This window comes from Magnetococcales bacterium (genome assembly GCA_015231755.1).
Lineage (GTDB): Bacteria > Pseudomonadota > Magnetococcia > Magnetococcales > Magnetaquicoccaceae > Magnetaquiglobus.
Genome location: JADGAZ010000012.1, coordinates 78917 through 105283, shown reverse-complemented (window position 1 = coordinate 105283; position 26367 = coordinate 78917). Strand labels below are relative to the sequence as shown.

Genomic DNA, 26367 nt, shown 5'->3' with positions numbered 1-26367 from the left:
CCAGGAAGGACGCCAGGAAGGACGCCAGGAAGGACGCCAGGAAGGACGCCAGGAAGGACGCCAGGAAGAAGCCGCTTCCATGCTGCTCAAACAGATGCGTCGCAAATTTGACTCGACACCAGACTGGGTTACCGAGAAGGTAAAATCGGCAAACCTGGAATTGATCGAGACCTGGAGTGATAACTTCGTGTTCGCCAATTCGGTGGATGAGGTGTTCGCGTCGTGAGCGTTCCCTGCCGGTGATATCCGCACACCCCAAGCATCATGGATGGCGTGGAACGGGGACAGGATGAAAACTTGGCAAGATGGGGGAGAGACGAGGCTCCCCCGGTCGTTGTCAAACGGGCCAACGACCGGGAGGAGGAAAACCGGGCTGAAATTCTACGCCGTCAGGCTCAAAGAAGAGGTGTGGGATTCATCGTTGTGGTGGCGCTGAGTGGTGGCGGCCAGCATGTACTGCACCAATCCGAAGGGGGTCACCGCATCGGCCAGATCCGAAGAGCCAGAGGAACCCGAACCGCTCTGCCCGCCGGACTTCATCGCATCCAGCACCAATTGCAGTTCATCACTGCCCACCTTGCCATCCCCATTTTGGTCCATGGCATCGATCAGGGACTGGGCCGAGGTGGAAGAGCCATTGGCGCCACCGGCACCCATGGCTCCGGGCGGGGGATGTCCTTCGGCCTGGAAGGCCTTCATATCGGCCTGCAACTCCTCCAGGGAGACCTTACCATCCTTGTTGGTATCCGCCGCGTCGAACCGCTCGGAAAGCGGACCTTCGGCCTCATCGACGCCGATGGAGCCATCCTCGTCCTGGTCCATCTTGGAGATCAGATCCTGCGCCGAGGGAGGCGGACCATGGGGACCATGAGCCCCTTGTCCCGTGCCGGTCTTGGCCTTCATCTGGCTTTGGAAGGTCTCCATGGCCGACTGCAACTCTTCGCCGGAAATCTTGCCATCGCTGTTGCTGTCGGAGGTGGCGAACTGTTCCGCCAAAGGCCCCTTGGCCTCGCTGATTTCCAGATATCCATCCGCATTCTGGTCCATCTTTTTCATCAGGGTGGCCGCTGTGGGAGGCTTGCCCATCGGACCCGCACCCTTCATGCCGCCCATGCCGCCCATACTCGTCATGCCACCCATCGATATCCCATTCATGCCCCGCTCTCCTGATCATTGAGGTTCCCGCATCCGGACCGAATGCGGTTCATCCACATCACGATTGAAGAGACTACGCCATATCGTTGTAAGGATGTGTCCAAATTGAGTCAAGAAGTGTAAAGTTCACTTCCAATCCGCAGGATGCAGGTTACCATAATGTTCCGCCATGCCCTCAATGCGTTTATGCTGGGCAATTCGATCCGGTTGGAGTCCCGCAATGACCACCCGCCTGCTGCTCGTCGATGATGATCACGAACTGTGTCACATGCTCTCTTTGTATCTCCAGGCCGAAGGCTTTGAATGCCTGTGCCGCCATGATGGCGAAGCGGGCCTGAAACTGGCCCTGAAAGAGACCTTCGACGCCCTGGTGCTGGATGTGATGATGCCCGGTTTGAACGGTTTCGAGGTGTTGCGCCGTTTGCGCAGCCGCAAGAACACCCCGGTGCTGATGCTCACCGCCAGGGGCGAGGATGTGGACAGCATTCTGGGTCTGGAGATCGGCGCCGACGACTATCTGACCAAGCCGTGCAATCCCAAGGTGCTGGTGGCCCGATTGCGGGCGGTGTTGCGACGGGGCCCGGTCAAGGCGGATCAGACCACGTTGAAAGTCGATTCCATGGTGCTGCATCCCGGCTCCCGCACCCTTGTGGTGGACGACCATCCGGCGGAACTGACCGGGGCGGAGTTCAATCTGTTGCAAATCCTCATGCGTCACGCCGGGGAGGTAGTCTCCAAAGAACAACTGTGCCGTCAGGGACTGGGACGGGATCTCACCAGCTACGACCGCAGCGTGGATCTGCACATCAGCAACCTGCGCCGCAAACTGGGTCCGGCTGCGGACGGCTCGGCGCGCATTGTCACCATTCGCGGGGGAGGGTATCAACTCACCGCCCATCCGGAGTCCTGAGAAAACCAAACCATGCGCTTCTTTCTCAAGCTGTTCCTGTCGTTTTGGTTGGTGGTGTCGGTGCTGGGAGGCGTGTTCTTCTGGGGCGGCCACTATCTGCGGGATCATCTGGATCCCCTCCTGGAAGCCAACATGGAACGCATGCTGAGCAAACGCCGTCAGGTGGCCACCCTCCTGGAAACCCAAGGTCTGGCGGCAACCCGGTCCCTGCTGGAAAACAACCGGGAGACCGATGACATCATCGTGTTCGAGCGCGCCGATCAAGATATCCTGGGTCGGCCTCTGCCCGGCCATTTGTCACGCCCCAGACCCGAACCGGGCCATGACAACCGTCCGCCACCCCCCACATCGCCATTTTCCATGGGGCGTCCCGGTCCCGGACCCCACCACGAACCCCCGCCCCACATGCCTTTGGAAACCCGGGATCCCGAGGGCCACGCCTATCGGGTGGCCCTTGGCCCCATGCGTTCCCCCTGGTCGCTGGCATGGCGGGAATATCCTTTTTTTCCGGTGGTGGTGCTGATGATCAGCGGCATGGTGGTGTTTCCCCTGGCCCGCCACTTCACCCGCCCCCTGCGCCACCTGCAAGGCGCCACCCTGCGGCTGGCGGAAGGGGATCTGACCACCCGGGCACCGGGGATGCGGCGTCTGTTCTCCGACGAACTGGATGATCTGGGACGGGATTTCAATTTCATGGCCCAGCGGCTGGAGGTGCTGTTCCATGGACAGAAACGGCTATTGCGGGATGTCTCCCACGAGTTGCGCTCTCCGCTGGCCCGGATGCGGGTGGCTCTGGGGCTGGCGGAACAGGAGAGTTCCGGGGTACGCGGGGAGCATTGGCAACGGCTGAACCTGGAATTGGACCGGCTCGACACCCTGATCGGTCAGATCATCCGCCTCTCCCGGCCCGAGGCTCCGGATCAGGTGCCCAAGGAGTCCCTGGTGGATCTGGGGGCGTTGGTGGAGGCGGTGGTGGCGGACGCCCGCTTTGAAAGCGGCGGGGAGGAGTCTCCCCTGACCATTCTCGGCCTGGATCCGGCCATGCTGTGGGCCGACGGGGGAGCGATTCATTCGGCGGTGGAAAACGTGGTACGCAACGCCATGCGCCACTCCCCCCCGGGAGCCCGCATCACGCTGCAACTGATCCGTCGGGGAACGACGGCCCATATTGTCGTCAAAGATGAAGGGCCAGGGGTGCCGGAAGCGGATCTGCCCCGGCTCACCGAACCATTCTTCCGGGTCGGCGAGGCCCGGGATCGACTCAGCGGCGGCCATGGTCTGGGTCTGGCCATCGCCACCAGCGCGGTGCGGGACCACAAAGGGGAACTGTCGGTCCGCAACCGTCCGGAAAGGGGGCTGGAGGTGGAAATCACCCTGCCGGTGGAACCGATGCCCGCCTGGGACACCGAAACCGAGACCGAAACAAAAACCGCACACGCGGCATGAAGGCCGATCCTGCCGGACAGGCTCACGCCCTTTCAGGATTCCGATTCCGGGGAGCCGTGGTTTCCGATCCGCGTCAAAGCCTCCAGCAGGATTTTTTTGCTGATGGGTTTGGAAAGGTAAAGGTCTCCTCCCGCCTCCAGGCAGCGTTCCATCTCCCCTTCCATGGCATGGGCGGACAAGGTGATGATCGGCAACGGCACCCCACCGGTCTCCCGCTCCCACTCCCGGATGCGCCGGATGGCGGTATAACCATCCATCCTGGGCATCTGGACATCCATCACCACCACATCGAACCTCTGCTGCCCAACCCGGTTCACCGCCTCCAATCCGTCTTCCACCATCACCAGCCGATGGGGGCCGTCCTGCAAATAGGCCTCGAACAAGATACGATTCTCTTCCACATCTTCGGCCAACAGGATGCTCAATCCAGGATTGTCATTCCCCGGCTGCGCGACCTCGGACAGAATTGCCGGCACCGGAAAATCCACCGCTCTCACCGGCAGGGTGAAATGAAATCCACTCCCCTCCCCCACCTGGCTCTCTACCCAGATCCGTCCCCCCATCATGTCCACCAGACGGCGACAGATGGTCAATCCGAGACCCGTACCCCCATACCGCCGGGTGATGCCTCCATCGGCCTGCACGAACGGCTCGAAGATCCGCTCGATCTGCTCGCCGGTGATCCCGATGCCCGTATCGATCACGGAAAACACCATGCTGTCCGGCGCTTCGGCATTCAAGGCCAGTCGGGCCTCCACACCCCCCAATGCCGTAAACTTGATGGCATTGCCCAACAGATTGATCAACACCTGACGCACCCGGCTGTCGTCACCCGACACCACCTCCGGTATGGCCGGAGAGACCGACTCCTTCAAGACCAGCCCCTTTTCCTCGGCGGCCAGACGCATCAGCCGCACCGTCTCTTCCAACACCAAACGGGGAGAAAAAGGCACCTCCACCAAATTGAAGCGTCCCGCCTCGATGCGGGAAAAATCCAGCACATCGTTGATCACCCCCAGCAGTGCCTTGCCGGACTGGTGCATGGTCTGGACAAAACGGCGCTGTTGCGACGTCAATCCGGTTTCCATCAACATTTCCGACATGCCCAGCACCACATTCATCGGGGTGCGAATCTCATGGCTCATGGCTGCCAGAAAGTCGCTTTTGGCCCGATTGGCACTCTCGGCCAACGCCTTGGCATCCGCGAGCTTGTCCCGTTCCCGTTGCAGCTCATCCTGAATCTGTCGCCGTTCGTCGATCTCCTGGGTCAACAGGGCGGAAGCCGCCTCCAGCTCGTCTTGCACCCGCCGACGCTCGACAATCTGACTCTGGAGTTTACGGTTCCACACCATCACCACCCCAATCACCAGCAACGACGCCACCCCGATGGGCACCCCCCACAACAGCATGGTGTGCAGATCCACCCCGAAATTCACCTGAACCGCCAACCAGGTGTTTTCGATGGCCGCCTTTTCCTGACCGCTCATGGCCGCCAGACCCCGGTCAAGGAGTGACACCAGTTCCGGCCAGTCCTTGCGCACGGCCATGGCAAGCTCAAACGTGTAAGGCGTGGGGGCCGCGATCTTGATGTGCGCCAAACGCAGATGCCGGGTCTCGTAGGTGATGGCCCCCAGATTGTCCACCACCGCCTCGACGCTCCTGTTTTCCAGCGCCTCCAGGCCTGCCGCGAGATTATCGAACAACACCAAAGAAATGGACGGAAAATCCCGAACCAGCAACTCATGGGTGATGTAACCCCGCACCACCCCCACTTGGCGACCCGCCAGCCCCTCCAGACCCGCGACAAACATCCCGTCGGCATGAATGGCGATCACCACGGGAAACGAGATGAACGGCTTGGTGAAATTCAGAAAGGCTTCCCGCTCCTTGGAACGCACCACAGCCGGCAGCATATCGATCTGGCCGATTTTCACCTGTTCCATCACCTGTGCCCAGGTCAACCCCCGCACCGGTTCGATGGCGACGCCCAGGCGTCGGGACAAGGCCGCCACATAACCGGCGCTGATCCCGCTGAACTCCCTCTGCTCATCCATGAACACAAAAGGGGGCCATGCGAAGTCATCCCCCAACCGGATCCGGGGATGGGCCGCCAACCAGGCCTGCTGTTGCGCGTCGGGCTGCCATGCCTTGCGAACCACCGGCTCCACCACTCCACCGTTGGCCGCCCACCCGTTCCCAGGCCCCAAACCACACCACAACACGGTCAACATCCACACCACATGGACCAAACGTATCATGAACAGCACATCTCCGTTTTATTAATGAACCCATGGGTCAACCGCCAGGCTGGATCGTCACGCGCCTGTTTCCACTCACAACAAGACAGACCGAATCATCGACGTGTTCAATCCCCGGCCTGAACCACTCCCTGCAACGCCTCCAGCAACGCCCTTTTCCCAATCGGCTTAGAAAGATACAGCGACCCCCCCGCATCCCGGCACCGTTCCTCTTCGCCATTCATGGCATGGGCCGACAAGGCGATGATCGGCAACGGGGAGCGACCCTGCTCCCGCTCCCATTGTCGGATCTGACGGATGGCGGTGTAACCATCCATGCGGGGCATCTGGACATCCATCACCACCACGTCGAACCGCACCTGCTGCACCTGCGCCACCGCCTCCACCCCGTCTTCGACGATCACCAGGGTATGGGGAGTCTGCGTCAGATAGGCCTCAATCAAAATCTGATTCTCCCGGGTGTCTTCCGCCAACAAAATGGTCAACCCCCGACTGACCGGAATCACGCACGGACGCCGGGCAAACCGTTGCACCGCCTGCAACAAGGCGATGCGGCTGATCGGCTTGGTCAAACAGGCGTCACACCCGGCTTCCCGGCTCTGTCGCAAGGCGATCTCCCGATCATGGGCGGTAAGGGCCACGATGATCATGGGAGCGCGTCCCTGCTCCTGTTCCCAGCGACGAATCCACCGGGTGGCGCTGTAGCCGTCCATGCCCGGCATCTGCACATCCATGATCACCAAATCGAAAGCCTCCTGCTGCACCCGTTCGATGGCTTCCTGGCCGCTCTGGACCAAAACCGGATGATGGGAAGCGTTTGTCAGAAACCCTTCAAAAACGATGCGGTTGATCTCCTGATCGTCCACCAGCAAAATGTTCAACCCGGTTTTTCCCGAATCGTCCCCCTCGGCTTCCCCGGAACTGGCGACCAGCAGGCCCCGATCGATCCGCACCGGCAGCACAAAAAAGAAGGCACTCCCGTGACCAAACCAGCTTTCGACCCAAATACGCCCCCCCATCAACTCCACCAGCCGACGGCAAATGGCCAGACCCAACCCCGTGCCCCCGTATCGCCGGGTGATTCCCACGTCGGCCTGGATGAACTCATCGAAAATATGCTGCTGCTGTTCCGGCGTGATGCCAATCCCCGTGTCCCGGACCACGAACAACAGGCTGTCGGGTTCCACAGGATGCCAGGAAAGCTGCAACTCCACACGACCCTGATGGGTGAACTTGATCGCATTGCTCAATAAATTGAGCAGAATCTGGCGCAACCGTCCATCATCGCCGAAAATGCGCTCCGGCAGATCGGCGGCGATCTGCTCGACACACGCCAATCCCCGTTCCTGGGCGCTCACCCGCATCAACTGTACGGTCTGCTCCACCACCTGCCTGGGAGAAAACGGCTCGGAAACCAGTTGAATCCGGCCCGCCTCCATGCGGGCGAAATCCAGCACATCGTTGATCACACTCAGCAAAGCCTTGCCCGAATGGTGCATGATCTGGGCAAAATGACGCTGTTTCTCCGTCAGTTCGGTTTCCAGCAACATCTCCGACATGCCCAGAACCACATTCATCGGGGTACGAATCTCATGGCTCATGGTGGCCAGGAAATCACTCTTGGCCCGATTGGCCTCTTCCGCCTGACGACTGACCTCCAGCAAGGCGTTCCACTGGATGCGCTCCTGGGTCTGATCACGAAACACCATCACCACACCCAGAATGGCGCCATCGTGTCTCAGACGGATGGGAGCGGCGCTATCGGCGATGGGATATTCCAAACCGAGACGCCCCACCAGAATGGTATGGGTATGGTTGACCATGCCGATGGTCTGACCGCTGGACAACACCTTCAGCACGGGATTCAGCACTTCCTGACGGGTCTGTTCGTCGATCAGATGCATCACCCCCACCACCCCCACCCCTTCCGCCTCCTGCCGACTCCACCCGGTCAAACGGCTGGCCTCGGCATTCAGAAACGTGATCCGGCCTGTGGCATCCGTGGTCACCACCCCATCCCCGATGGAAGCCAGGGTCACCTGAAGACGCTCCTTTTCTCCCATCAACGCATCCCGCGCCAGTTGAACCGCGTCCACCATGCCATTGAAACCCTGAATCACCTGACGCAGTTCCGGACTGCCATGAACCGGCAGACGAATGGCAAACTGCCCCAGGGCCAACGCCCGGCTCCCCGCCTCCAGATCGGCTAAAGGACGCAATCCGCTGCGCAGCACCAGCCAGATGCCGATGAAATCCAGCATCACCGCCAAGGCCACGATCCATAAATAATCCCGCAACCGCGCCCATGACCGGTTGATGGCCACATGGGCGCTCAATTCGATCTCCAGACGCCCATAGTCTCGCCCCCCCACCACAGTGTCGCGATGACCGGCGATGGTCTCCAGCCCCATCCAATCCTTGAACCATACCGGAGCCTGCAAAGCCTGCTCCCCCATAGTCGCCTCCACCACGGAACCCGACGGATCCCGAAACCGCAACCGCACCACATCCGGATGGGTCAAATAACGCTCCAAGGTCTGCTGCAAAGCGGAATAATCCCCGATCACCAACAGTTCCGCCACCGCAGCCGGCAAGGTGTGCAACGACGCTTCCAGGAAAATACGCAGATCCTCCCGGGCCTCTACCGCGTCCCGCTGCGCCGAGGTGTAAATCAAGGTGGATCCGCCGATCACCAACGCCAAAGTGGTCGTGATCAGCAGACGTCCCACAAACGGCAGTCGATCCCAGAACCCCGTGACCGGCGCCATGGGTCTACTCGATATCCTGGACCAAAGTGGTCCGGTAGAATTCGACATAGTTGCGATAATTTTCCTGACTGGCGGGCAAGAATCCAAAGGGCGGGTGCTGTTTGATGATGGCGGCGCTGTTTTCCAGAATTCGTTGTCCTTCGGGGGTGTCGTGCATGCCGGCGAAGACCCGCTGGATGTCCCCGATCACCTCCGGCGCGACACGGGGAAGCACCGAGATGGGCAAATTTTCAAACGGAACCGATTCCCATAACACCCGATAACGAACATTTTCCCTCTGGGAAAAAAAATGCATCAATTCGCTGTTGACACCCGCCGCCATCACTTTGCCGGCCTTGAGCTGTCCCATGATTCCTTCCTGATTGCCGCCGAACACCGCCTGCACTGGAATGCCCAGGCGCAACAGATGATCCATGGACACCGCATACCCCACAAAGGCCCCTTTGGAGGGAAATCCCACGGCCTGATCTTTCAACGCCTCCACGGTGTGAATCCCGGACTCCTCCAGGGTGACAAGCTGCCCCCGAATGGCCGCCGCACGGGGTTTGAGAATCACCCGGTAATCGCTGGCGCTCAAGCGGGGCTGAAAAACCGTGTTGGAATAGACCAGATCATACTCACCCCGCTCCAAAGCCTGATTGAATTCGGGCGCGGTGCGGACGGTTTTGAGCAATAAACGGATTCCGGCCTGTCGGGAAACATGCTCCAGAATGGGATTCCAGTATTGTGCCGTCAACACGGCACTGCGCTGAGGCAGCACACCAAAGCGATAGACACCACCCGACTCGTCAGTCCCGGCTGAAACACGACCGGCAATGACCATCATCCACAAAACAATAAAAGAATTCAAAAACAACAAAAGACCACGTCTAAGCTTATAAAAAAAGAATAAATTCATAAATTTAGCCCCTATTCCTTCTCGACACCATCCATACTTCTCATACTGCCATACTTCCCAACGTGCGACCCATAGACATAAGAAGATAATTCAGTGTTATCTAAAACTTGCATAAATTGCAAATTTAGTTGATGAATCATCCATCTTTTCACCGTTTGTGGCGTGGGAAAACGAATCTGGACCGCCCGGGGAAAGTGCAAGCCGAAACAAAAGAATCTTGGAGAGAAATCAGGGGGATGTCCCACCCACCAGATCGGTGGACAGGCTCAAGGTGTGAATGCGCAAACTGACATAAGACTTGGGAAAATCCGCCACGGCGAACTCGACGCCATCCCAGAACAGCTTCCAGGGCAGATGTTCCAAATCTTGCAGATATTTCAACACGTCGGGAAAGGCGCCGGAAAAACGCAACACCAGATTGTGTTGATAGACCGCGCCACCGGAGTCATCCCCGGCCAGCAGATCCAGGGGGGCTCCAGCCTCCAAAGAGACCAGCTTCAAACCGCTGTCCGGGGTCAACATTCCTTTGAGCGCCTGGATCATCTCGGGGGGAGTGACCATGCCGACCACCCCCGTGCTCAACTGCTGATCCAAGGTCGCCAACTCCCGCTTGAGGGCTGCGATGCGCTCATTGGCCAACTGGTCGGGCTTCTTGTCCTTGCGGGCCAGCACCTCCTGTTCCAAGGCGGTCATCTCCCGCAGACCGCTCTCTACTTGACTCTTTTGCTTGCGCAACAGGATCTGCTCCTTGCGAAAGGGTTCCAGCACCCCCTGAAACCAGCCCGCACCCAGCACCACCACCAGCATCACCACCAATTGCATCCGCTCCCGCCGGGAGAGACGATCCACCTTGGCCAACAGGGTTTCCCAGCTTTTCCTCGGATCGGCGCCTCCCTTTTTCATGGTTTGGCCCCCTTGTTTCCATCCGACTGGGCACCCGGGGGAGACTTGAGGGGATTGACTTTTTTCATATCATCCCGGGCCTCTTCCATCCCTTTTTTCGCCTTTTGCAGCACCGGAGGCCCCTTTCCCTCGTCCTTTTTCTCCTCCCAGAACCGATCCAGACTCTTGTCCGGATCGGTCTTGAGGTCAAAATGCAACCATTCCGGATGTTCTTTCACCGGCTCGATCCGCAAATGGCCAAAAGTCCGACCCGCAAAGATCGCACGCCGGGTAAACGCCTGCAACCATAAAGGAATCTGCTCCGACCGGTTCTGATGCGCCGCGCCTTCGATCAGCAGTTGCCCCCCCCCCTCGAACACCCCGATTCCGGTCAACCAAACCCCTTCGGTGCGGGAGTGGGCCAACTCCCGGAACAGCGAGGCAAACCCAGTGGTATTGCCGATCTTTCCCTCGCCCAGCAAAGCCACCATGCGGGATTTGCGTTTTTTTTCATTTTCCAACTCCCCGATGGTCCGGGTCAACGACTCCGACGCGGACTGTACCGGATATTGGGCACCCAGTTCCGCCACCCGCGCCGTCAGGGTGTCCTTGTTGAGTTGCAACCGTTTTATCCCAGACCGTTCCCCGGACAAATACCATTGCAACATCCCGGCAGACAACACCAACACCCCCGCCAGACCGATCGTGAACCGTACCAGGGTACGGGCGGCCAACGGATCGAACCGGGGACGATAAAGGTCTTGATAGAAGTTGACCTGTTGGAAACTCATGATTCCACCGCGCGCTCCCGCATGGCCGCGCCGATGGCCGGCAGGGCACGAACCAGATCGGCTTCCACGATTCCTGCGGGAATCTCAAGAATCTCTTGCAAAGGCAAATATTTGATTCGCATGCCGAGGCGTTCGGCCAACGCCTGGCGGAATCCTTCCACCGGGGTGGGCAAGGGAACCACATACAGGGTGGAAGCCGCCGCCTGACTGTAATGGCTTTCAAAATAGTCCATGGTGCGTTGAGTTTCCAGCGCGATCCGATCCATGAAGGGGGCATCGGAGACACCCGAGCCATCCGGTTCCAAAGAGTCCATCAAGGTATCCAACCCGTTTTCGATGCGCCGGGCCAGATAGAACCATCCCCCCTTGACCATCATCACCAGACCGCTTTTGCGTTCGAGATGGAGCAATCCCATGCCTTCCCGCTCATCCACCAATCCGCCCATCAGGTTGAGCAGGGCCAACTCCGGTATATCCAAAGCGATCAGATTCACCCCCGCCTCGTGGAACAGCGCCACGTGACGCCGCACCTCCCCATCCTTGGCCGCCGCCACATAAATGCGCCCGGAATCCGCATCCGGGGTATTGCCCGGGATGTCGAACACCTCCAGCACCGCCTGGGTGACAGGAAAAGAGATCTGATCCTTGATACGCCACTTCATGGCCGCCGCCCACTCCTCCCGGGGCAGGTCCGGGGCATCGGCGGGAATCAGCATGTAAGAGCCCCGATCCAACACCCCGACAAAGCGGGCCTTTTCCAATTTGTACGCCTTGACCATGCCCTGGGCCACCCGTCCCGGCGACTGCCCCTTGGCCACCGGCTGAAACACGCACACATTCACCCGGGGCCGCCCTTCCTCCCCTGCGGTGAGATGAATCAATCCCACTCCATCCACCGTGGCGTAAAGCGCGGCCAATCCTTCGGCCTTTTTTTTGCCCAACCGCCCCCGCAGGCGCCCCACCGGATCGGAAAACGCTGTGGAAACCCCCCGCATCCAGGGTGGAAGAGTGAGATCCAATTTCAGATTCAGATTCATGTGTGCCGTGATCATCCTTGTCAAGGCACAGAGACGCCAATGGTCACGGTTCCGGAAATCGTCGAACTCTTGCTGTTGCAGGTGATGGTTCCGGTATCCGGGGTCGCCCCACCGCCTCCGGTGATGGTCACGCCAAAGGCGGCGCTCCCGTTCAGATCGGTCATCTTCTTGACGGGGGTGGCGATCTGGATACTCAGGGTCTTGGAAATGTCACTGGTTTCCACGGCGCTGCACTCCACCTCCACGAATGGCACCCGCACCAGACCTTCATCTTGCAAAACGATCTCGAAGGAGGTGCTATCCTTGCCCAGACTGGCGGGCAACGGAGTCAGGGTCGCCGGACTCACCGGCAGATAACAGAATCGGCCCTTGGAGATCAAGGTGGCGCCGCTTTCGTTCACGTCATTGGTTTCGTTGGACGACGCCAGGATCATCACCTGTCCCGAACGGTTGGGAAAACGGGTGTCGGTATTGCTGTAGACCTCATTGGCATATCCGAAACAGCCCAACTGGATCACATCCGGATTGGCCGGATAGGTCACCCGCAAGGCGGCGACACCGCCGGTGGTGGAGGCCACTCCGGTGGTCAACTGGGCCGGGTCACACCCCTGCTGGCCGGCATAACCGTGAATGGCTCCCCCCCGCAAGGAAGCGCCGACATAATAGGTCAGATCCGCAATCGAGGTTTTGTAATCCGCGTCCGTGGTGGTCACATTGGCGGAGTTGACCCGATAATTGGCATTGGTTTGCAGTTTGCTCGACGCGGAGGCGGTGGGACGGGAAAGCACGAAACGCCGCCGGTCCTGGGCCTCGACCCCCCGTTCGATCAACACCAGATCCCCGGCCTGAATCCGTCTGGTCAAGCCGGACTGATCCACACCGGCCTGATCGAAGGCGACATTGGCATCGGTGAGATACTCCGAATCCACCGTGATGCTGCCCGTGGACGAGGAGGCCAGCACCGCGTCGATCAGGCCCAGGGAGACCGTGGTGCCATCCGGCACCGCATTGCCGTAGCGATCCGTCACCAGCACCGACCCCTGACGGCAATAGACCCCGCCACGACCGTAATCCTTGAGATTCACGATGCCTTCCTTGTAAGCCTCGGTCAAGGCGATGGTGTGGGGCGGACCCGACGCGATGGAGACCAGCGGCGAAACCGCGCTAGCCAGTCGGGTGGAGCCATTCACATCCAAAGCGTCCACCTGAAACTCCACCAATCCCGGCCTGACCCCGGAGGTCAGGGTGATGGTGGCCGAACCGTTGGTGGTGCGCACCAGGATTTCGTTGGAGGTTTCCGAACTTTTTTTGGTCTCCACATCCCCGGACACGACCGCATCGGCCTTGCGCCCGATACCGGCGATGGTTTCCCCCCCCTGGGGGCGGGTCTTGAGGGTGACCCGCAGATTATTGAATCCCACCGGATAATTCAACGCCGCCTCGTTGAGGGGATCGCCCACATCGTCACGTACCTGGATGGCGATGCCGACATTTTCCGTCTTGCCCACCCCCCGCACGAAGATGTGTTGCAATCCCGCCGACATCTGAATCGAATTGGGTTTGCCTCCGGTGGAAGAGACCACACCCATGGTGACACTTTCCGACAGGAATCCATACTCGCTGATGGTCAATGTGGCGCTGCCACTGGTCTGAGCGGCCAGCAAGGAAAACGAGACCCGTCCCGACAGGGTGTAACCAACCGAACCGCCTTCAATGGTGCCGGAGGTGGTCAGCAGGGTCACGGCGGTTTGATCTTTCACCGGGTTGTTGTTGGCATCCCGCAACGCAATGGTCACCGTGGCCTTGGACTTGCCATCGGCGGGCAGGGTTTTGGGATTGACCAGAATGGAAGAGTTGCCCACCGTGGCGGGTCCGGGAATGAACTGGATGGTTTTCATCGCGATCACCCCGCCCAGGGAGGCGGAAACCACCGCGTTGCCGGTCTGGCAACGGGGGGTGAGCATGACAAACGCCATGCCCTTGGAATCGGTGATCTTGTCCATCGTCTGGGTCACGGTGGTGGACTCCTGGCACAGATTGCTTTCGCTGCCGAAGGTTCCCGCCGTGGTTTCCAGATGGACCAATCCCCCCACCAGCGCCTTGCCGTCCAGTCCGGTGGCCTTGAGTTGCACCACCACCCGGGTTTTGCCATCGGCCAGCACCGTATCCGCCCCCGCCTCGATCACCAATTTCTGAATGCGCGCGGCATCGATCTGGCTTTTGGTCTCCCGCAAATGGGCGCTGACACTGCCGGCTGTGGCCAGGGTGGTGCCCGACGCCAGTTGACCGGCGGCGATCAGGGTATTGACCAGAGTCTGGGCCTTGGCGTCGAACCCGGTCACAGGCAGTTCGTGCAACCGGACGCTCTCCGCGGCCAAAGCGGCGCGGGCGGCGGCGGAGACCAGCAGCACGGCGCTGTCCGTTGACGTGTTGATGGTGCTCAGAAACCGCTGAATGTTGGTGGCCTTGCTCTCCACATCCACATCCGAGGCGCTCACCAGATCATGCACGCTCATCAGATAGGCCCCGGTGGTCTGGGAAGGGGTCACGGTGCCCAGCACCACTCCCCCCACAGAGAAGGTCACCGGACTGAAGGCCACACCGTCGGAAAAATACTGAAACTTGCCTTCCGAATCCGTCTCCCCTTCTTTGACCAAGCCGTTGAGTTCCGCCTTGTAGTGAACCCCCACCACCGTGGAGCCCATGAACACTCCATTGTAGGTAATGGTCGAAATCGAAGAGGGGGTCAGGGTGATGGTTCGGGACAGGAAGGCATACTCGCTGATGGTCAGGTGGGCATCCCCCACATTGGAACCGGCGATGAACGTGAAGGTGGCCAATCCGGAGGTGGTATACGACGCGGATCCCCCCTGCACGCTGCCGGAATCGGTCAACAAGGTGACCGTGGTGCCGTCGGCCACCGGATTGTTGTAGGCGTCCCGCAAGGTGACCGTCACCGTGGCGGTGGATTTGCCATCCGCCAGCAACGCCGACGGGGAGACCGCCAACGACGAATAGGTCGCCGAAGCGGCCCCGGCGATGAATTTCACATAAGTGGAAACAATCATGCCCCCCAACGAGGCGGATACCTTGGCATTGGCCGCCTGACACCGGGGGGTGAGAAACAGATAGGCCACTCCGGTCACATCGGTGGTCTTGTCCGAGGCGGTGGTGGGAAGCGCCGTCTCCAGACAGGGGTTGGTTTCATTGCCGAAGGTTCCGGCGGTGGTTTCAAAGTGGACCTGTCCACCTCCCATGGCCTTGCCGGTGGTGGTTTTGGCCTTGACCTGCACCAGCACCCGGATCTTGCCATCCGCCAGCACCGACTCGGCCCCCGAGGTGATTTCCAGGGTGCCGATGCGGGTGGCGTCGATCTGGGTCTTGATCTCTCGCATCAAGGGCATCACCGCAGCCGCAGCCGCCAGGGTACTCCCGGAGGCCAGCACCTTGCCGGTGATCAGGGTATTCACCAAGGTGCTGGCCCGGGTATCGAAATCACCCACCGGCACCAGACCCAGATTGACATTCTCGCCGGCCAAAGCGGTGCGTGTGGCGGCGTTGATCCCGATCACACCGGTGGTGCTGGAGGTGTTGATGGTACTCAAGAACCGTTGCAAATTGATTGCCTTGGTGGCGGCGTTCATGTCGGAGAGACTCACCAGATCGTGGATCGTCATCCGATAGGTGCCGGTGGTATCGGTGGGAGTCATGCTGCCCAGCACCACCCCACCCACGGAGAAGGTCACCGGACTGATGGCCACCCCGTCGGACAGGAATTGGAACTTGCCTTCCGCGTCGGTTTCCCCCTCCTGGACCATGCCGTTGAGTTCCGCCCGATAGTGGACCCCCACCAGGGCGTAACCTTGGAACATCCCGTTATAGACGTTGGTATTGGATGAAGGCGCCGAAGTGAACTGGATGGTCTTGCGCACGATCACGCCCCCCAACGAGGCGGTGACCACGGCGTTGACACTCTGACAACGGGGAGTCAGCAGGGCAAAGGCCACCCCGCTGTCATCGGTGAGCTTGTCGGCGGTGGTGGTGACGGTGGCCGTATCCGCACACAGATCGGTTTCGCTGCCGAAGGTGCCGGCGCTGGTCTCCAGATGGACCAGTCCTCCGGCCAACGCCTTGCCATCCAGCCCGGTGGCCTTGACCTGCACCAGCACCCGGGTCTTGCCATCCGCCAGCACCGACTCGGCCCCCGCCGTGACCTGCACCGTTCCGACACGGGCGGCGTCGATCTGGACCTTGGTTTCTTGCATGTGGGCGGTGACTGCGCTGCTGGTGGCCACCCCGGTGCCCGAAGGCAACACGCTGGCGCTCACCAGGGTATTGACCAGGGCCGCCGCCTTGGTATCGAACTCCGCCACGGGCAGAGTTCCCAGCTTGACGCTTTCTCCGGCCAGGGCGGTACGGGTGGCGGCGCTGATGAAGACGGTATCGGTACTGGTGGAGGTATCAACCGAGCTTAAAAAACGTTGAATATTGGTGGCTTTGGTCCCGGTATCCGGATCCGAGGCGCTCACCAGATCGTGGACGTTCATGGAATAAGAGCCGGTGGTGACGGTCGGCGTCACGGAGCCCAGTTCCACTCCCCCCACGGAGAAGGTCACCTTGCTGTGGCTGGTGCCGTCGGACAGATACTGGAACTGACCCTGGGCATCGGTCTCCCCCTCCTTGACCACGCCGTTGAGTTCCGCCCGGTAGTGAACCCCGACCACCTTGGATCCCTGAAACACCCCATAATACGAGGTGGTCGTCGTCGTGGTGGTGGATGAAGAACCCGATGACACACTGGAGGTTTTCTTGGCATTGGAGCCGCTGCCACCGCCGCCACAGCCTGTCAGCACCAGCCCGAGCAGACACACCCCGATGATTCCCAATCCTGGTCTCAACACGTTGGACACCCCTGACAGCCCGGAAACTGGATAAAGAAGACACGCCGGACCCCATGCAAAAAACAGACCGAGAGGCAATCAACAGAAAAATCTGATTTTCAAACCATCAGGGGTGCATTTTACGGGTGGCATCGCTGCGGGTTTGATGTCATATTGACCCCATCATGGGGTCGGTTTCGTTCAATCCGACCCCTTTGTCACGTCCCATTCATTTTCCGCACAATCAGAGACTATAAACACCATGGCCAATGTCATCATCTTGGGTGCCCAATGGGGCGACGAGGGCAAAGGAAAAATCGTCGATCTGCTCACCGAACAGGCGGACGCGGTGGTGCGCTTTCAAGGCGGTCACAACGCCGGCCACACCCTGGTGGTGGATGGCAAGAAATATGTCTTGCACCTGATCCCCTCCGGGATCGTGCGGGGCAAAACCTGCATGATCGGCAATGGCGTGGTTTTGGACCCGGCGGCGCTCATCCAGGAGATGGAAGAGCTGAACCGCCTCGGGGTGACCATCACCGGAGCCGGCTTCAAGATCTCCGCCCTGACCCAGCTCATCATGCCCTATCACCGGGAGTTGGATGTCGCCCGGGAAAAACGCAAGGGCAAAGGGAAAATCGGTACCACCGGTCGCGGCATCGGCCCCACCTACGAAGACAAAATGGCCCGCCGGGGCATCCGTCTGGGGGATCTGTACAACCGTCAGGTGTTCGAGGCCAAATTGCAGGAAAATCTCGCCTATCACAATTTCGTGCTGGAAAACTACCACAACGCCGCCACCTTCACCCTGGAGGCGATCCGCGACGACTATCTGCGCATGGCCGACCAGTTGGCTCCGTATGTGGATGATGTCAGCACCCTGCTGGCCGATGCCATGGATGCGGGTCAGGCGATCCTCTTTGAAGGGGCGCAAGGGACCATGCTCGATGTGGATCACGGCACCTATCCCTTTGTCACCTCCTCTTCCACCGTGGCGGGCGGCGCCTGCTCCGGCACCGGAGTCGGTCCCACCCGCATCGACTATGTACTCGGCGTGGCCAAGGCCTATACCACCCGCGTGGGCAGTGGCCCCTTCCCCACCGAACTCCACGACGCCATCGGCGAACACCTCTTCACCGTGGGTCACGAACTCGGCGCCAGCACGGGCCGGGCGCGGCGTTGCGGCTGGTTCGACGCGGTGGTGGTGCGCCACGCGGCCCGCATCAACGGTCTCACCGGCATGGCCCTGACCAAACTCGACGTGCTGGACGGATTGCCGACCCTGAAAATCTGCGTGGCCTATCAACGCAACGGACGCCGGCTGGAAAACATGCCCTCCGACCCCTCCATTCTGGAGGTGTGCGAGCCGGTCTACGAAGAGATGCCCGGCTGGAGCGAACCCACCTCGGGCATCACCGCAGTCGATGCCCTGCCCAAGGCGGCCCGCGATTACATCCAACGCCTGGAGACCCTCACCGGCGTCCCGGCCTCGATTCTTTCCACCGGCCCGGATCGGGTCCAGACCATGATCGTGGACAACCCCTTCGCCCGTCCGCGTCGGTAACCGAATCATCCGCTCATCGGATAGAACAAAAGAAAAAGCCGGGCGTGTTTGAAGAACGCCCGGCTTTTTCTTTGATTCAATTTCAAGGTCAAAACCCTGGGGGAAGAATCCCCCAGACCCCCGCTTTTCTTTCAATGGGTTTGCCGCAACCCGGCCATCAGGTGGTCCCTTCGCGCACTTTCAGAAAACGCACATCGGACCACTCCTTGATGGCATCATCCAAACGCCAACGGTTGCGGGCCAGAAACACCGGCGCCCCGTCGTAATCCTCCGCCATCTCCGCCTGGGCCGCATCCACAAAACGCTTGAGCAGACGATGATCATCCGCCTCCAGCCAACGGGCGGTGATGTAACCCGCATCCTCGAAACGCACCGGCACATCGTATTCGGTACGGATGCGATCCGCCAACACCTCGAACTGCAACGCCCCCAACACCCCCACGATCCACTGGGAACCCAACAACGTCTTGAAAGCCCGGGCCGCCCCCTCCTCCCCCAGTTGCCGCAACGCGTTTTCCAGATGCTTGGCCCGCATCGGATCGTCGGGGCGGACACGGCGCAAAATCTCCGGGGCGAAACTGGGCACACCGGTATATTTCAAGGGTTCCCCTTCCGTCAGGGTGTCACCGATGCGCAATACCCCGTGATTGGGAATGCCGATCACATCCCCGGCATACGCCTCTTCGGCCAAATCCCGCTCCCGGGCCAAAAACAACAATGGATTGTGAACCGCGAGAATCTTGCCGGTCACGGCGTGACGCAGCTTCATGCCTCGACGGAACTGCCCGGAAACCAGACGCAAAAAGGCGATGCGATCCCGATGGTTGGGATCCATGTTCGCCTGGATCTTGAAGACGAATCCGGAGACCTTCTCCTCATCGGGCTGCACCAGCCGCTGTTCCGCCTGCTGGGGACGGGGGGATGGGGCCAGATCCAAAATGGCGCGCAACAGCTCCAGCATGCCGAAATCGTGAATGGCGCTGCCGAAAAAAACCGGAGTCAAATGTCCTTCCCGGTAGGAGTCCAGATCGAACGGGGTACACAGCCCCCGCACCATCTCCACCTCCTCCCGCAACTGGGCCAAAGGTTTGGGGGGGATCAGACGTTCCAGCCTGGGATCCTCCACCCCGTCACACACCTCCCCTTCCGGATTGGCGTCCCCCCGCGCCCGTTCCATGAACAGCATGCGATCGGACAACAGATCGTAACTGCCCAGAAACTCCTGCCCCATGCCCACCGGCCAGGAGGCGGGCACCACCTCCAAGGCCAACTGCTCGGCGATCTGGTCCATGAGGGTGAACGGATCCAGACCGTCCCGGTCCATCTTGTTGACAAAGGTGATGATCGGCACATTGCGCAGCCGACACACCTCGAACAGCTTCAGGGTTTGGGCCTCGATCCCCTTGGCCGCATCCAACACCATCACCGCCGAATCCACGGCGGTCAGGGTACGAAAGGTGTCCTCGGAAAAATCCGCGTGACCCGGCGTGTCCAACAGATTGATCACATGGCCGTCGAACTCGAAGGTCATCACCGAGGCGGTCACGGAGATGCCCCGTTCCCGCTCCACCTTCATCCAGTCGGAACGGGCACGACGCTGTTCTCCCCGCGCCCGCACCCGTCCCGCCTCCTGGATGGCCCCTCCGAACAACAACAGCTTCTCCGTGAGGGTTGTCTTGCCCGCGTCCGGGTGGGAAATGATGGCGAACGTCCGACGACGCCGCACCTCATGGGCAATGGCACTCATAGAAACAAAAACCTCGCACGAATCAACGTATAGGGCAGAATCGGATCAAGAGCCGGAAAAAGCATCAACCCTTCACTTTACCCCATCCCGCCTGCCAACGTAAAGTGCCGCCCACACCCGGTCATCATCACCCCACCATGCGGGTTTTCAACAGGTCCGCCAGCACCGACAGCCCCGCGGCCATCACCCCGCCGCCGATCATACCATTGACCGCCGCCTTGCGTTCCACCCGCCGCAACCGTTCATCCAGTCTGGCCATCCAGTCGGTCTGATGCTGTTGCTGCTCCCGGATCGCCTCCAGGCTCCCCTGCACCTTGCCCATGCTCAACAACAAGTCATGCAGCAAGGCATCATAGGGATTGCTCCCCCCGTTCATGGTCCACCATCCCGGGTCATCACACCGATCAGACCCGACAGACCGGTCCCCACCGCCACCACGTCGTTCACGGTTTCGGGGGAAACAGAGACTCCGAAAGCGGTGAGGATCATCACCACTCCCCGCCAGGTCGAAGGTTCCCGACAACGATCCAACCAGGTACCGTTCATGCCTGTCCCTCCACGCAACGATGCCAATTGCGGATGAATTCCGCTTCGCTTCCCGCCCCTTTCGGGGTGTTGTAATAGTGTTTCCAGTATCGGGCCAGACCCGGCAGATCCGCGGCGTCCGGCAACGGCGCCCGCACCCGCCGGTAGTGCAACCGACACATCACCGCCGCCAGCAGCAGATCCGTGGTCATGGCCTCCGGCTCCGGACGGGAGGGCCAGCGACCCGCCATGATGGAGACGATTTCCGGGTGGTGCGCGATGAAGTTGGTCCAGAGGTCCCGATAGGTCAACGGTTCCATTTGGAACACCCCCAACGCCGGACCTCCCCCCACCTGACGCAGATAGTGCCCCAATCCAGACTCCTGCGCCGCGGTTCCCAACAGCAGGGACTCCGCCGCCGGAGAGGCCATGCCCAACAGGGTCAGGGCTGGCCGAATGACATTTTCGCGGAATTGCGTGGCATGCATGCCCATGTTTCGTTCTCCTTGACAAGGATGCGGGTTACCGTTCCATGAATCACGGCAGACCGATCAAAACACAAAGGAGTCGAATGATCCGCGAGCAGGACTTCAGTGAATGACACATCCAAGAGGGAGAAGCACACGATGAAACATAAAGATCCAGGAAAGAGCCGTCCCCGGCGCGCCAGGGCGCCAGGGACGGTCGAGGTCAGACAGGTTTTAAAGATCAGGCGCGCTGGATGCCAACGCGGGTGACGGTGCGACCATCGGCTTCCTGAACCACAAACAGATAGTTCTCCATCTCGATGGAATAACCGGGCTTCGGGATGGAACGCAATTGGTTGACCAGCAATCCGGCGATGGTATACCCCTCGTCAGTGGGCAACTGGATGTTCAACTCCTCGTTCAACTGGGAGATCGAGGTACGACCGGAGACCACATACTCGTCCTCGCCCACCGGCTCGATGCTCTGAAGCTGACGCCCCATGCCGGTGATGTCCATGGAGTCATCCGCCCCGCCGATCACCTCCATGAAAATGTCTTCCAGGAAAAGAATACCTACCGCCGAGCCGTACTCATCCACCACAATGGCCGCACGGTCATTGCGTCCTTGCATCAGCGGCATGACCTCGTGAATGGTCTGCCTGGGGGTGACAAAAATCGGCGGCTGCAATTTTTCCATCACGTTGCGCTTGTTCAAGTCGGGATCCATCAGATCCCAGGTCTTCAAGACCAGAATACCAACGATATTGGTGATGTTTTCCCGATAAACCGGAATCCGGTTGATATTGCGCTCCAGCACAAGCCGGACCGCCTCTTCCATGCTTTCGGTCTGCTCGATGCCCACGATGTCGGCCAAAGGCACCATCGATGCCCCCACCGATGTCTCGGCGTAACGAATGATGGTGCGCACCCGATCCTTGTCGAAGCGCCGGTCATCCTTGCTGGCATCCGGATCGGTATCGGGCATCTCCAGCAGCATGCGGATCTCCTCGCGGGTGATATACTGGGAGCGCTTGGTGCTTTTGCCGGAGACCATCTTGGTGAAAAACCGGGCAAACCGGCTGAAGACGAACACCACCGGATACAGAATGTAGGTCATCAGCGTCAACGGATATATGATGATCGGCGTAATGGAATTCGCTTTCTGCTGGTAGATGCTTTTGGGCACGATCTCCCCGAAGATCAACATGATCGGAGACAGGAACAACACGGCAACCATGTCGCCGCCACTGCCGAGCAGGTCGATGAACAGCAGGGTTCCCAAAGTGGAAACGCCCACGGTGGCGACATTGGTACCGATCAGGGTGGTACCGAGAATAATGTCCGGATTGCGGAACCGTTTCAGCACCAGAGCGGCTCCCTTGCTGCCCTGCTTGGCCAGATGACGCAGCTTGATCTTGTCGCTGCTGACGATGGCGATCTCCGATCCGGAGAAAAATCCTTTCAGGGCCATCAGGAGCAGAATGACCAGGAGTTCCAAAACGATTTGCGAATACGTGGTGTGCATGCGGGAATCCTCGTAATCCTGTATGGTTAGACCGGGTCCGAACCGTTGGCCGGAACGGGTTCCGAAGGCTGGAGTTCAGCCTCTTCCGGATCGGGTTCCTGCGGAAGTCGGGGGGCGAACCGGCAGGCTTCCACGCTCTTGATGCGCAGGCCATCCATTTCGATCACGGCAAAGCGGACCCCCTCTTCTTCCACCACATCACCCCGCACCGGCAGTCGTCCCAGCAGATGAAACACATATCCGCCGACCGTGGTGATCATGGATTCGTCTTCGAGGATGTCGATCTCCAGGCCACTCAATTCGTTGAAGCGATCCAGGTTCATATCCCCGGAGACCCGATGGGTATTCGGTTCCCCCGGAATCAGCTTGTAGCCCACGGCCCCGATCTGCTGGGAGATGCCACCGAACACAAAGCCCAGGACATCGGCGATGGTCACGATGCCAAAGACATCGCCATATTCCCCCAGCACGATGGCGGCCCAGGTTTTGTTGTTCTTGTAATAATCGAACATTTCGTCCACCTTTTTGTTCGGCGGCACGAAATGGACCGGGCGCAGGATGTCGTCGATCTTCAGTCGGCTGAAATCGGTATTATGCTTGATCAGGCGTTGCACATCTTCGCTTTCCAGAAACCCGATGATATGATTGCGATGTTTGCGCACCACGGGCATGTGGGGATGCTTGTGGGTCCGGAACTCCTCGATGATCTGCTGAATGGGATGATCCGCATCCAGATAGTGCATCCGGGTACAAGGCGTCATGATCTGGATCACCTCGGTTTCGGAAGCTTCCAGCATGTTCTCGATGAGAATTTTCTCTCTGGGATCGATGGCCCCGCCGGCTTCGCCCTCTTCGACCAGGGTCAGGAACTCATCGGAATGAAGAATGTTGTGTTTGGGGGGCGCATGACCGGCAATGAAGGTGGTGACCTTGTCTGCGACCAGTCGTACAGCCCGTCGCACAGGACGCACGATCCGGATCCAATAGGGAAGAAACGGGGCGGTCATTTTGGTGGCGAACATCACCGGCGAAGTGATGGCCAAGGTCTTGGGAGTCACCTCGCCGACCAGAAGCAGCATGGGCACCATGACCGCCAAATTGATCCACTGGGTCTCCTGCTCGGTGAAAAAAAGCAGCAGCAGGGCCGCCATGTTGGCCGAAGAGGCGATGTTGACCGACTCGTTGCCGCACAGAATGGAAATGATCAGCCCCCTCGGCTCCTTGAGCATGTTCTGAATGCGCTCGAAATAGGGGTGTCGCTGGGATTCCAGCTTGTTGAGATCCAGGCGGCTGAGGGAAAAAAGCGCCACCTCGGATGCGGAAAAAAAGGCTGACATCAGCAAAGTGATCACCTGGATGATGCAGCGGATGATAATCTCGACGGAGTGGTCAGCCATTACGCTGGTTGCTACGTCAGGTGAGGCCATGGTCGAATTCTCCCTCCTAAGGATAAGGTATCAGGTTGCATATGGGGTCATAAAAGAAACGGTTGAATCATGGGGCCGAGGCGGTGGCAAAAGAAAGCTGAATTTTCCTATAATTTTTAGACAATTTTGTGAAAAAAATTTATCATTGCCAATTGACATGAATAGGTTAACATATTGCTCTCTCAAGATAATTTTTTAACGCTCTCCTCAATGAATGTGAATTATTTTTTGGATTACAGCCCTTTCAGTGGATCCGGATTGAATTCTTTAGCCCAAAACCAGATGGAGATTTTTCATGCCCGAGCTACGTTTTCAGGTTCAGACTCCCCAAAATCAACCCGTGGAGGTCATCATCCGCAAAAACGGCAAAAACCTGACCGCGACCTGCTCCTGTTCATCCGGCCTGGAGGAGATCTGTCAACACCGCATCCATATTCTTTCCGGGTCGGACCGGGAAATAATCAGCGAAAACGCCGAAGAGGTGAAAAAAATAATTTCCTGGGTTTCGGGCACCGATGTCGCCAAGGCCATGCACGACTTGGCAGAAAGCCTGAAACAACTCGAAAACGCCAAAGATGACTTCAATAGTGCCCGCAAGCGTCTGGTCAAGGCATTGAAGGATTGATCCCCATTCCAGACTTCAACGATAAAAGAGGATTGCCCACCGTATGGAAACCTATTTATGGTTCAAACTATTTCTGATTCTGATTCTGATTCTCGGAAACGCCTACTTCGTCGGTGCCGAGGTGGCCATCACCGGGGCGCGGCGCAGTAAAATCCGCAATCTGGCCGAAGGCGGCAACAAGGCGGCCCAACGGGTGCAGGAACTCCATCAAGAGCCGGAACGATTCTATTCCGTGACCCAGATCGGGATCACCATCGTGTCTCTGGCCTTGGGCGCCGTCGGCATGGACACCCTGGCGCTGATCATGAATCCCTGGTTCGAGCACCTTTTCGGCATGTTCGGATCCGGCGAAGAGATCATCAAAACCGCGCATCTGACCGCCTATGTGGTCGCTTTTGTTGTCATTTCATTTCTGCATGTGGTGGGTGGGGAACTGGCTCCCAAGATCCTGGCCTTCCACAAGGCCGAGACCGTGGCCATGGCGGTCTCCTGGTCGGTCAACGCCCAGTACGTCTTCTGGACCCCGGTCATCTGGGCCATGAAACACGCCTCCAATTTTCTGCTTTGGACCTGGGGACAGGGAGATCTCATCGGCTCCCACGGCGAACACTTCACCATGACCCAGGATGAAATCCGCACCATCATCACCGCCAGCGAAGGCGCCGGTGTCCTGAAACCCGAAGACACAAAAATGATCCATGGCATCATCGATATGGGTGAACGGACCGTCCGTTCCGCCATGGTCCCGAGAACCGACATCCTGGCCTTCACCAAGGAAACCACCCTGCTGGAAGCCCTGAATCGCTTCCGCGACGTGCCCCATGCCCGCTATCTGGTCTACGAAAACAACCTGGACAACATCATCGGCTATGTGGCCATGAAAGAACTCTTGAGCGTCATGGCGGAATCCAAAGAGTCCCAAATCGACCGTCCCATCAGCGAATACATTCATCCCTGCTACATCGTGCCCAACAGCAAACGGCTGCGTGATCTGCTCAAGGAGTTCAAGGCCAACCGCCAGCAACTGGCGGTGGTGATCGACGAGTACGGCGGAACCGAAGGCATCATCACCCTGGAAGACATCTTGGAAGAGATCGTCGGCGATTACGAAGACGAATTCACCCAGGGTACCCGCCGCATCAAAAAACTCGACAATGGACAATTCCTGTTGGATGCCTCCATGCGCATCTCCGAACTGGGATCCATTCTCAATTACACCTTCCCGGATGTGGACGACTACAGCACCATCGGCGGTTTGATCTACCATCAACTGGGCCATGTGCCCAAGGTGGCAGACGCGGTCAATCTCGCCGAGGCGCGCATCACGGTGATGGAAATGGACAATCACCGCATCACCCGAGTCCGGTTTGAACACATCCTGGCCCCCAGCGACACCCAGGCCGGTGACGCCACCCAGGAACACAAAACCACGGAGAGTTGACGGGCCTCCCCATCCCGACCC

20 protein-coding genes are annotated in these 26367 nt (G+C 59.2%); 6 read left to right on the top strand and 14 right to left on the bottom strand.

What is annotated here, in order from left to right:
- On the top strand, positions 1 to 226 hold a 226-nt coding region (locus HQL98_09700; GenBank protein ID MBF0272322.1), incomplete at its 5' end, for a DUF4351 domain-containing protein.
- Positions 227 to 381: 155 nt separating this feature from the next.
- On the opposite strand, the gene HQL98_09695 is transcribed toward HQL98_09700, so the two are convergent.
- Entirely contained in the window at positions 382 to 1155 is a 774-nt protein-coding gene (locus HQL98_09695; GenBank protein ID MBF0272321.1) for an EF-hand domain-containing protein, read from the bottom strand.
- 220 nt (positions 1156 to 1375) lie between these two features.
- Here HQL98_09695 and HQL98_09690 point away from each other — a divergent pair, with 220 nt between their 5' ends.
- Both HQL98_09690 and HQL98_09685 read left to right on the top strand, forming a co-directional pair.
- Positions 1376 to 2065, top strand: a complete 690-nt coding sequence (locus tag HQL98_09690; protein MBF0272320.1) for a response regulator transcription factor — start codon at positions 1376 to 1378, stop codon at positions 2063 to 2065.
- 12 nt (positions 2066 to 2077) lie between these two features.
- On the top strand, positions 2078 to 3511 hold the full coding sequence (locus HQL98_09685; GenBank protein ID MBF0272319.1) for a HAMP domain-containing protein: 1434 nt from the start codon (positions 2078 to 2080) through the stop codon (positions 3509 to 3511).
- A gap of 32 nt (positions 3512 to 3543) precedes the next feature.
- Here HQL98_09685 and HQL98_09680 read toward each other — a convergent pair whose 3' ends face one another.
- From HQL98_09680 to HQL98_09650, 7 genes are all read right to left on the bottom strand, one after another.
- Positions 3544 to 5769 carry a transporter substrate-binding domain-containing protein gene (locus tag HQL98_09680; protein MBF0272318.1) on the bottom strand — a complete coding sequence of 742 codons (2226 nt, stop codon included), beginning with the start codon at positions 5767 to 5769 and terminating at the stop codon, positions 3544 to 3546.
- 107 nt (positions 5770 to 5876) lie between these two features.
- Positions 5877 to 8537 (bottom strand): response regulator, encoded by a 2661-nt coding sequence (locus tag HQL98_09675; GenBank protein ID MBF0272317.1) that lies wholly within the window; start codon positions 8535 to 8537, stop codon positions 5877 to 5879.
- A 4-nt stretch (positions 8538 to 8541) separates the two neighbouring features.
- Complete coding sequence (locus HQL98_09670; GenBank protein ID MBF0272316.1) at positions 8542 to 9363, bottom strand: phosphate/phosphite/phosphonate ABC transporter substrate-binding protein; 822 nt, start codon at positions 9361 to 9363, stop codon at positions 8542 to 8544.
- Between the two features lie 300 nt (positions 9364 to 9663).
- Positions 9664 to 10338, bottom strand: a complete 675-nt coding sequence (locus HQL98_09665) for a hypothetical protein (GenBank protein ID MBF0272315.1) — start codon at positions 10336 to 10338, stop codon at positions 9664 to 9666.
- Entirely contained in the window at positions 10335 to 11108 is a 774-nt protein-coding gene (locus HQL98_09660) for a hypothetical protein (protein MBF0272314.1), read from the bottom strand. Before HQL98_09660 ends, HQL98_09665 begins: the two co-directional genes overlap by 4 nt.
- Positions 11105 to 12145 (bottom strand): hypothetical protein, encoded by a 1041-nt coding sequence (locus tag HQL98_09655; protein ID MBF0272313.1) that lies wholly within the window; start codon positions 12143 to 12145, stop codon positions 11105 to 11107. Before HQL98_09655 ends, HQL98_09660 begins: the two co-directional genes overlap by 4 nt.
- Positions 12146 to 12165: 20 nt before the next feature.
- Positions 12166 to 17046 (bottom strand): hypothetical protein, encoded by a 4881-nt coding sequence (locus tag HQL98_09650; GenBank protein MBF0272312.1) that lies wholly within the window; start codon positions 17044 to 17046, stop codon positions 12166 to 12168.
- A 241-nt stretch (positions 17047 to 17287) separates the two neighbouring features.
- On the opposite strand from HQL98_09650, the gene HQL98_09645 reads away from it, so the two are divergent.
- A complete protein-coding gene (locus HQL98_09645; protein ID MBF0272311.1) occupies positions 17288 to 18589 on the top strand; it encodes an adenylosuccinate synthase in 1302 nt (433 codons plus the stop codon).
- 157 nt (positions 18590 to 18746) lie between these two features.
- Here HQL98_09645 and HQL98_09640 read toward each other — a convergent pair whose 3' ends face one another.
- From HQL98_09640 to HQL98_09615, 6 genes are all read right to left on the bottom strand, one after another.
- Positions 18747 to 20336, bottom strand: a complete 1590-nt coding sequence (locus tag HQL98_09640; GenBank protein MBF0272310.1) for a peptide chain release factor 3 — start codon at positions 20334 to 20336, stop codon at positions 18747 to 18749.
- Positions 20337 to 20463: 127 nt separating this feature from the next.
- Positions 20464 to 20712, bottom strand: coding sequence for a hypothetical protein (locus HQL98_09635; GenBank protein ID MBF0272309.1), 249 nt, complete (start codon positions 20710 to 20712; stop codon positions 20464 to 20466).
- On the bottom strand, positions 20709 to 20882 hold the full coding sequence (locus tag HQL98_09630) for a hypothetical protein (protein ID MBF0272308.1): 174 nt from the start codon (positions 20880 to 20882) through the stop codon (positions 20709 to 20711). The genes HQL98_09635 and HQL98_09630 overlap by 4 nt, the downstream gene beginning before the upstream one ends.
- Complete coding sequence (locus HQL98_09625) at positions 20879 to 21349, bottom strand: hypothetical protein (protein ID MBF0272307.1); 471 nt, start codon at positions 21347 to 21349, stop codon at positions 20879 to 20881. Before HQL98_09625 ends, HQL98_09630 begins: the two co-directional genes overlap by 4 nt.
- A gap of 220 nt (positions 21350 to 21569) precedes the next feature.
- Complete coding sequence (locus tag HQL98_09620; protein ID MBF0272306.1) at positions 21570 to 22853, bottom strand: HlyC/CorC family transporter; 1284 nt, start codon at positions 22851 to 22853, stop codon at positions 21570 to 21572.
- Between the two features lie 26 nt (positions 22854 to 22879).
- Positions 22880 to 24280 (bottom strand): HlyC/CorC family transporter, encoded by a 1401-nt coding sequence (locus HQL98_09615; GenBank protein MBF0272305.1) that lies wholly within the window; start codon positions 24278 to 24280, stop codon positions 22880 to 22882.
- A gap of 295 nt (positions 24281 to 24575) precedes the next feature.
- On the opposite strand from HQL98_09615, the gene HQL98_09610 reads away from it, so the two are divergent.
- Together HQL98_09610 and HQL98_09605 are read left to right on the top strand one after the other, a co-directional pair.
- The gene (locus HQL98_09610; GenBank protein ID MBF0272304.1) at positions 24576 to 24905 is read left to right on the top strand and encodes a hypothetical protein; all 330 of its coding nucleotides are present in this window, start codon (positions 24576 to 24578) and stop codon (positions 24903 to 24905) included.
- A gap of 43 nt (positions 24906 to 24948) precedes the next feature.
- Complete coding sequence (locus HQL98_09605) at positions 24949 to 26346, top strand: HlyC/CorC family transporter (protein ID MBF0272303.1); 1398 nt, start codon at positions 24949 to 24951, stop codon at positions 26344 to 26346.
- Positions 26347 to 26367: the final 21 nt, after the last annotated feature.

Bases quoted from the DNA above. Each gene is read 5' to 3' on its own strand.
- HQL98_09695 (MBF0272321.1), bottom strand. From the start codon at position 1,155: ATGAATGGGATATCGATGGGTGGCATGACGAGTATGGGCGGCATGGGC.
- HQL98_09690 (MBF0272320.1), top strand. From the start codon at position 1,376: ATGACCACCCGCCTGCTGCTCGTCGATGATGATCACGAACTGTGTCAC.
- HQL98_09685 (MBF0272319.1), top strand. From the start codon at position 2,078: ATGCGCTTCTTTCTCAAGCTGTTCCTGTCGTTTTGGTTGGTGGTGTCG.
- HQL98_09680 (MBF0272318.1), bottom strand. From the start codon at position 5,769: ATGATACGTTTGGTCCATGTGGTGTGGATGTTGACCGTGTTGTGGTGT.
- HQL98_09675 (MBF0272317.1), bottom strand. From the start codon at position 8,537: ATGGCGCCGGTCACGGGGTTCTGGGATCGACTGCCGTTTGTGGGACGT.
- HQL98_09670 (MBF0272316.1), bottom strand. From the start codon at position 9,363: ATGATGGTCATTGCCGGTCGTGTTTCAGCCGGGACTGACGAGTCGGGT.
- HQL98_09665 (MBF0272315.1), bottom strand. From the start codon at position 10,338: ATGAAAAAGGGAGGCGCCGATCCGAGGAAAAGCTGGGAAACCCTGTTG.
- HQL98_09660 (MBF0272314.1), bottom strand. From the start codon at position 11,108: ATGAGTTTCCAACAGGTCAACTTCTATCAAGACCTTTATCGTCCCCGG.
- HQL98_09655 (MBF0272313.1), bottom strand. From the start codon at position 12,145: ATGAATCTGAATCTGAAATTGGATCTCACTCTTCCACCCTGGATGCGG.
- HQL98_09645 (MBF0272311.1), top strand. From the start codon at position 17,288: ATGGCCAATGTCATCATCTTGGGTGCCCAATGGGGCGACGAGGGCAAA.
- HQL98_09640 (MBF0272310.1), bottom strand. From the start codon at position 20,336: ATGAGTGCCATTGCCCATGAGGTGCGGCGTCGTCGGACGTTCGCCATC.
- HQL98_09635 (MBF0272309.1), bottom strand. From the start codon at position 20,712: ATGAACGGGGGGAGCAATCCCTATGATGCCTTGCTGCATGACTTGTTG.
- HQL98_09630 (MBF0272308.1), bottom strand. From the start codon at position 20,882: ATGAACGGTACCTGGTTGGATCGTTGTCGGGAACCTTCGACCTGGCGG.
- HQL98_09625 (MBF0272307.1), bottom strand. From the start codon at position 21,349: ATGCATGCCACGCAATTCCGCGAAAATGTCATTCGGCCAGCCCTGACC.
- HQL98_09620 (MBF0272306.1), bottom strand. From the start codon at position 22,853: ATGCACACCACGTATTCGCAAATCGTTTTGGAACTCCTGGTCATTCTG.
- HQL98_09615 (MBF0272305.1), bottom strand. From the start codon at position 24,280: ATGGCCTCACCTGACGTAGCAACCAGCGTAATGGCTGACCACTCCGTC.
- HQL98_09610 (MBF0272304.1), top strand. From the start codon at position 24,576: ATGCCCGAGCTACGTTTTCAGGTTCAGACTCCCCAAAATCAACCCGTG.
- HQL98_09605 (MBF0272303.1), top strand. From the start codon at position 24,949: ATGGAAACCTATTTATGGTTCAAACTATTTCTGATTCTGATTCTGATT.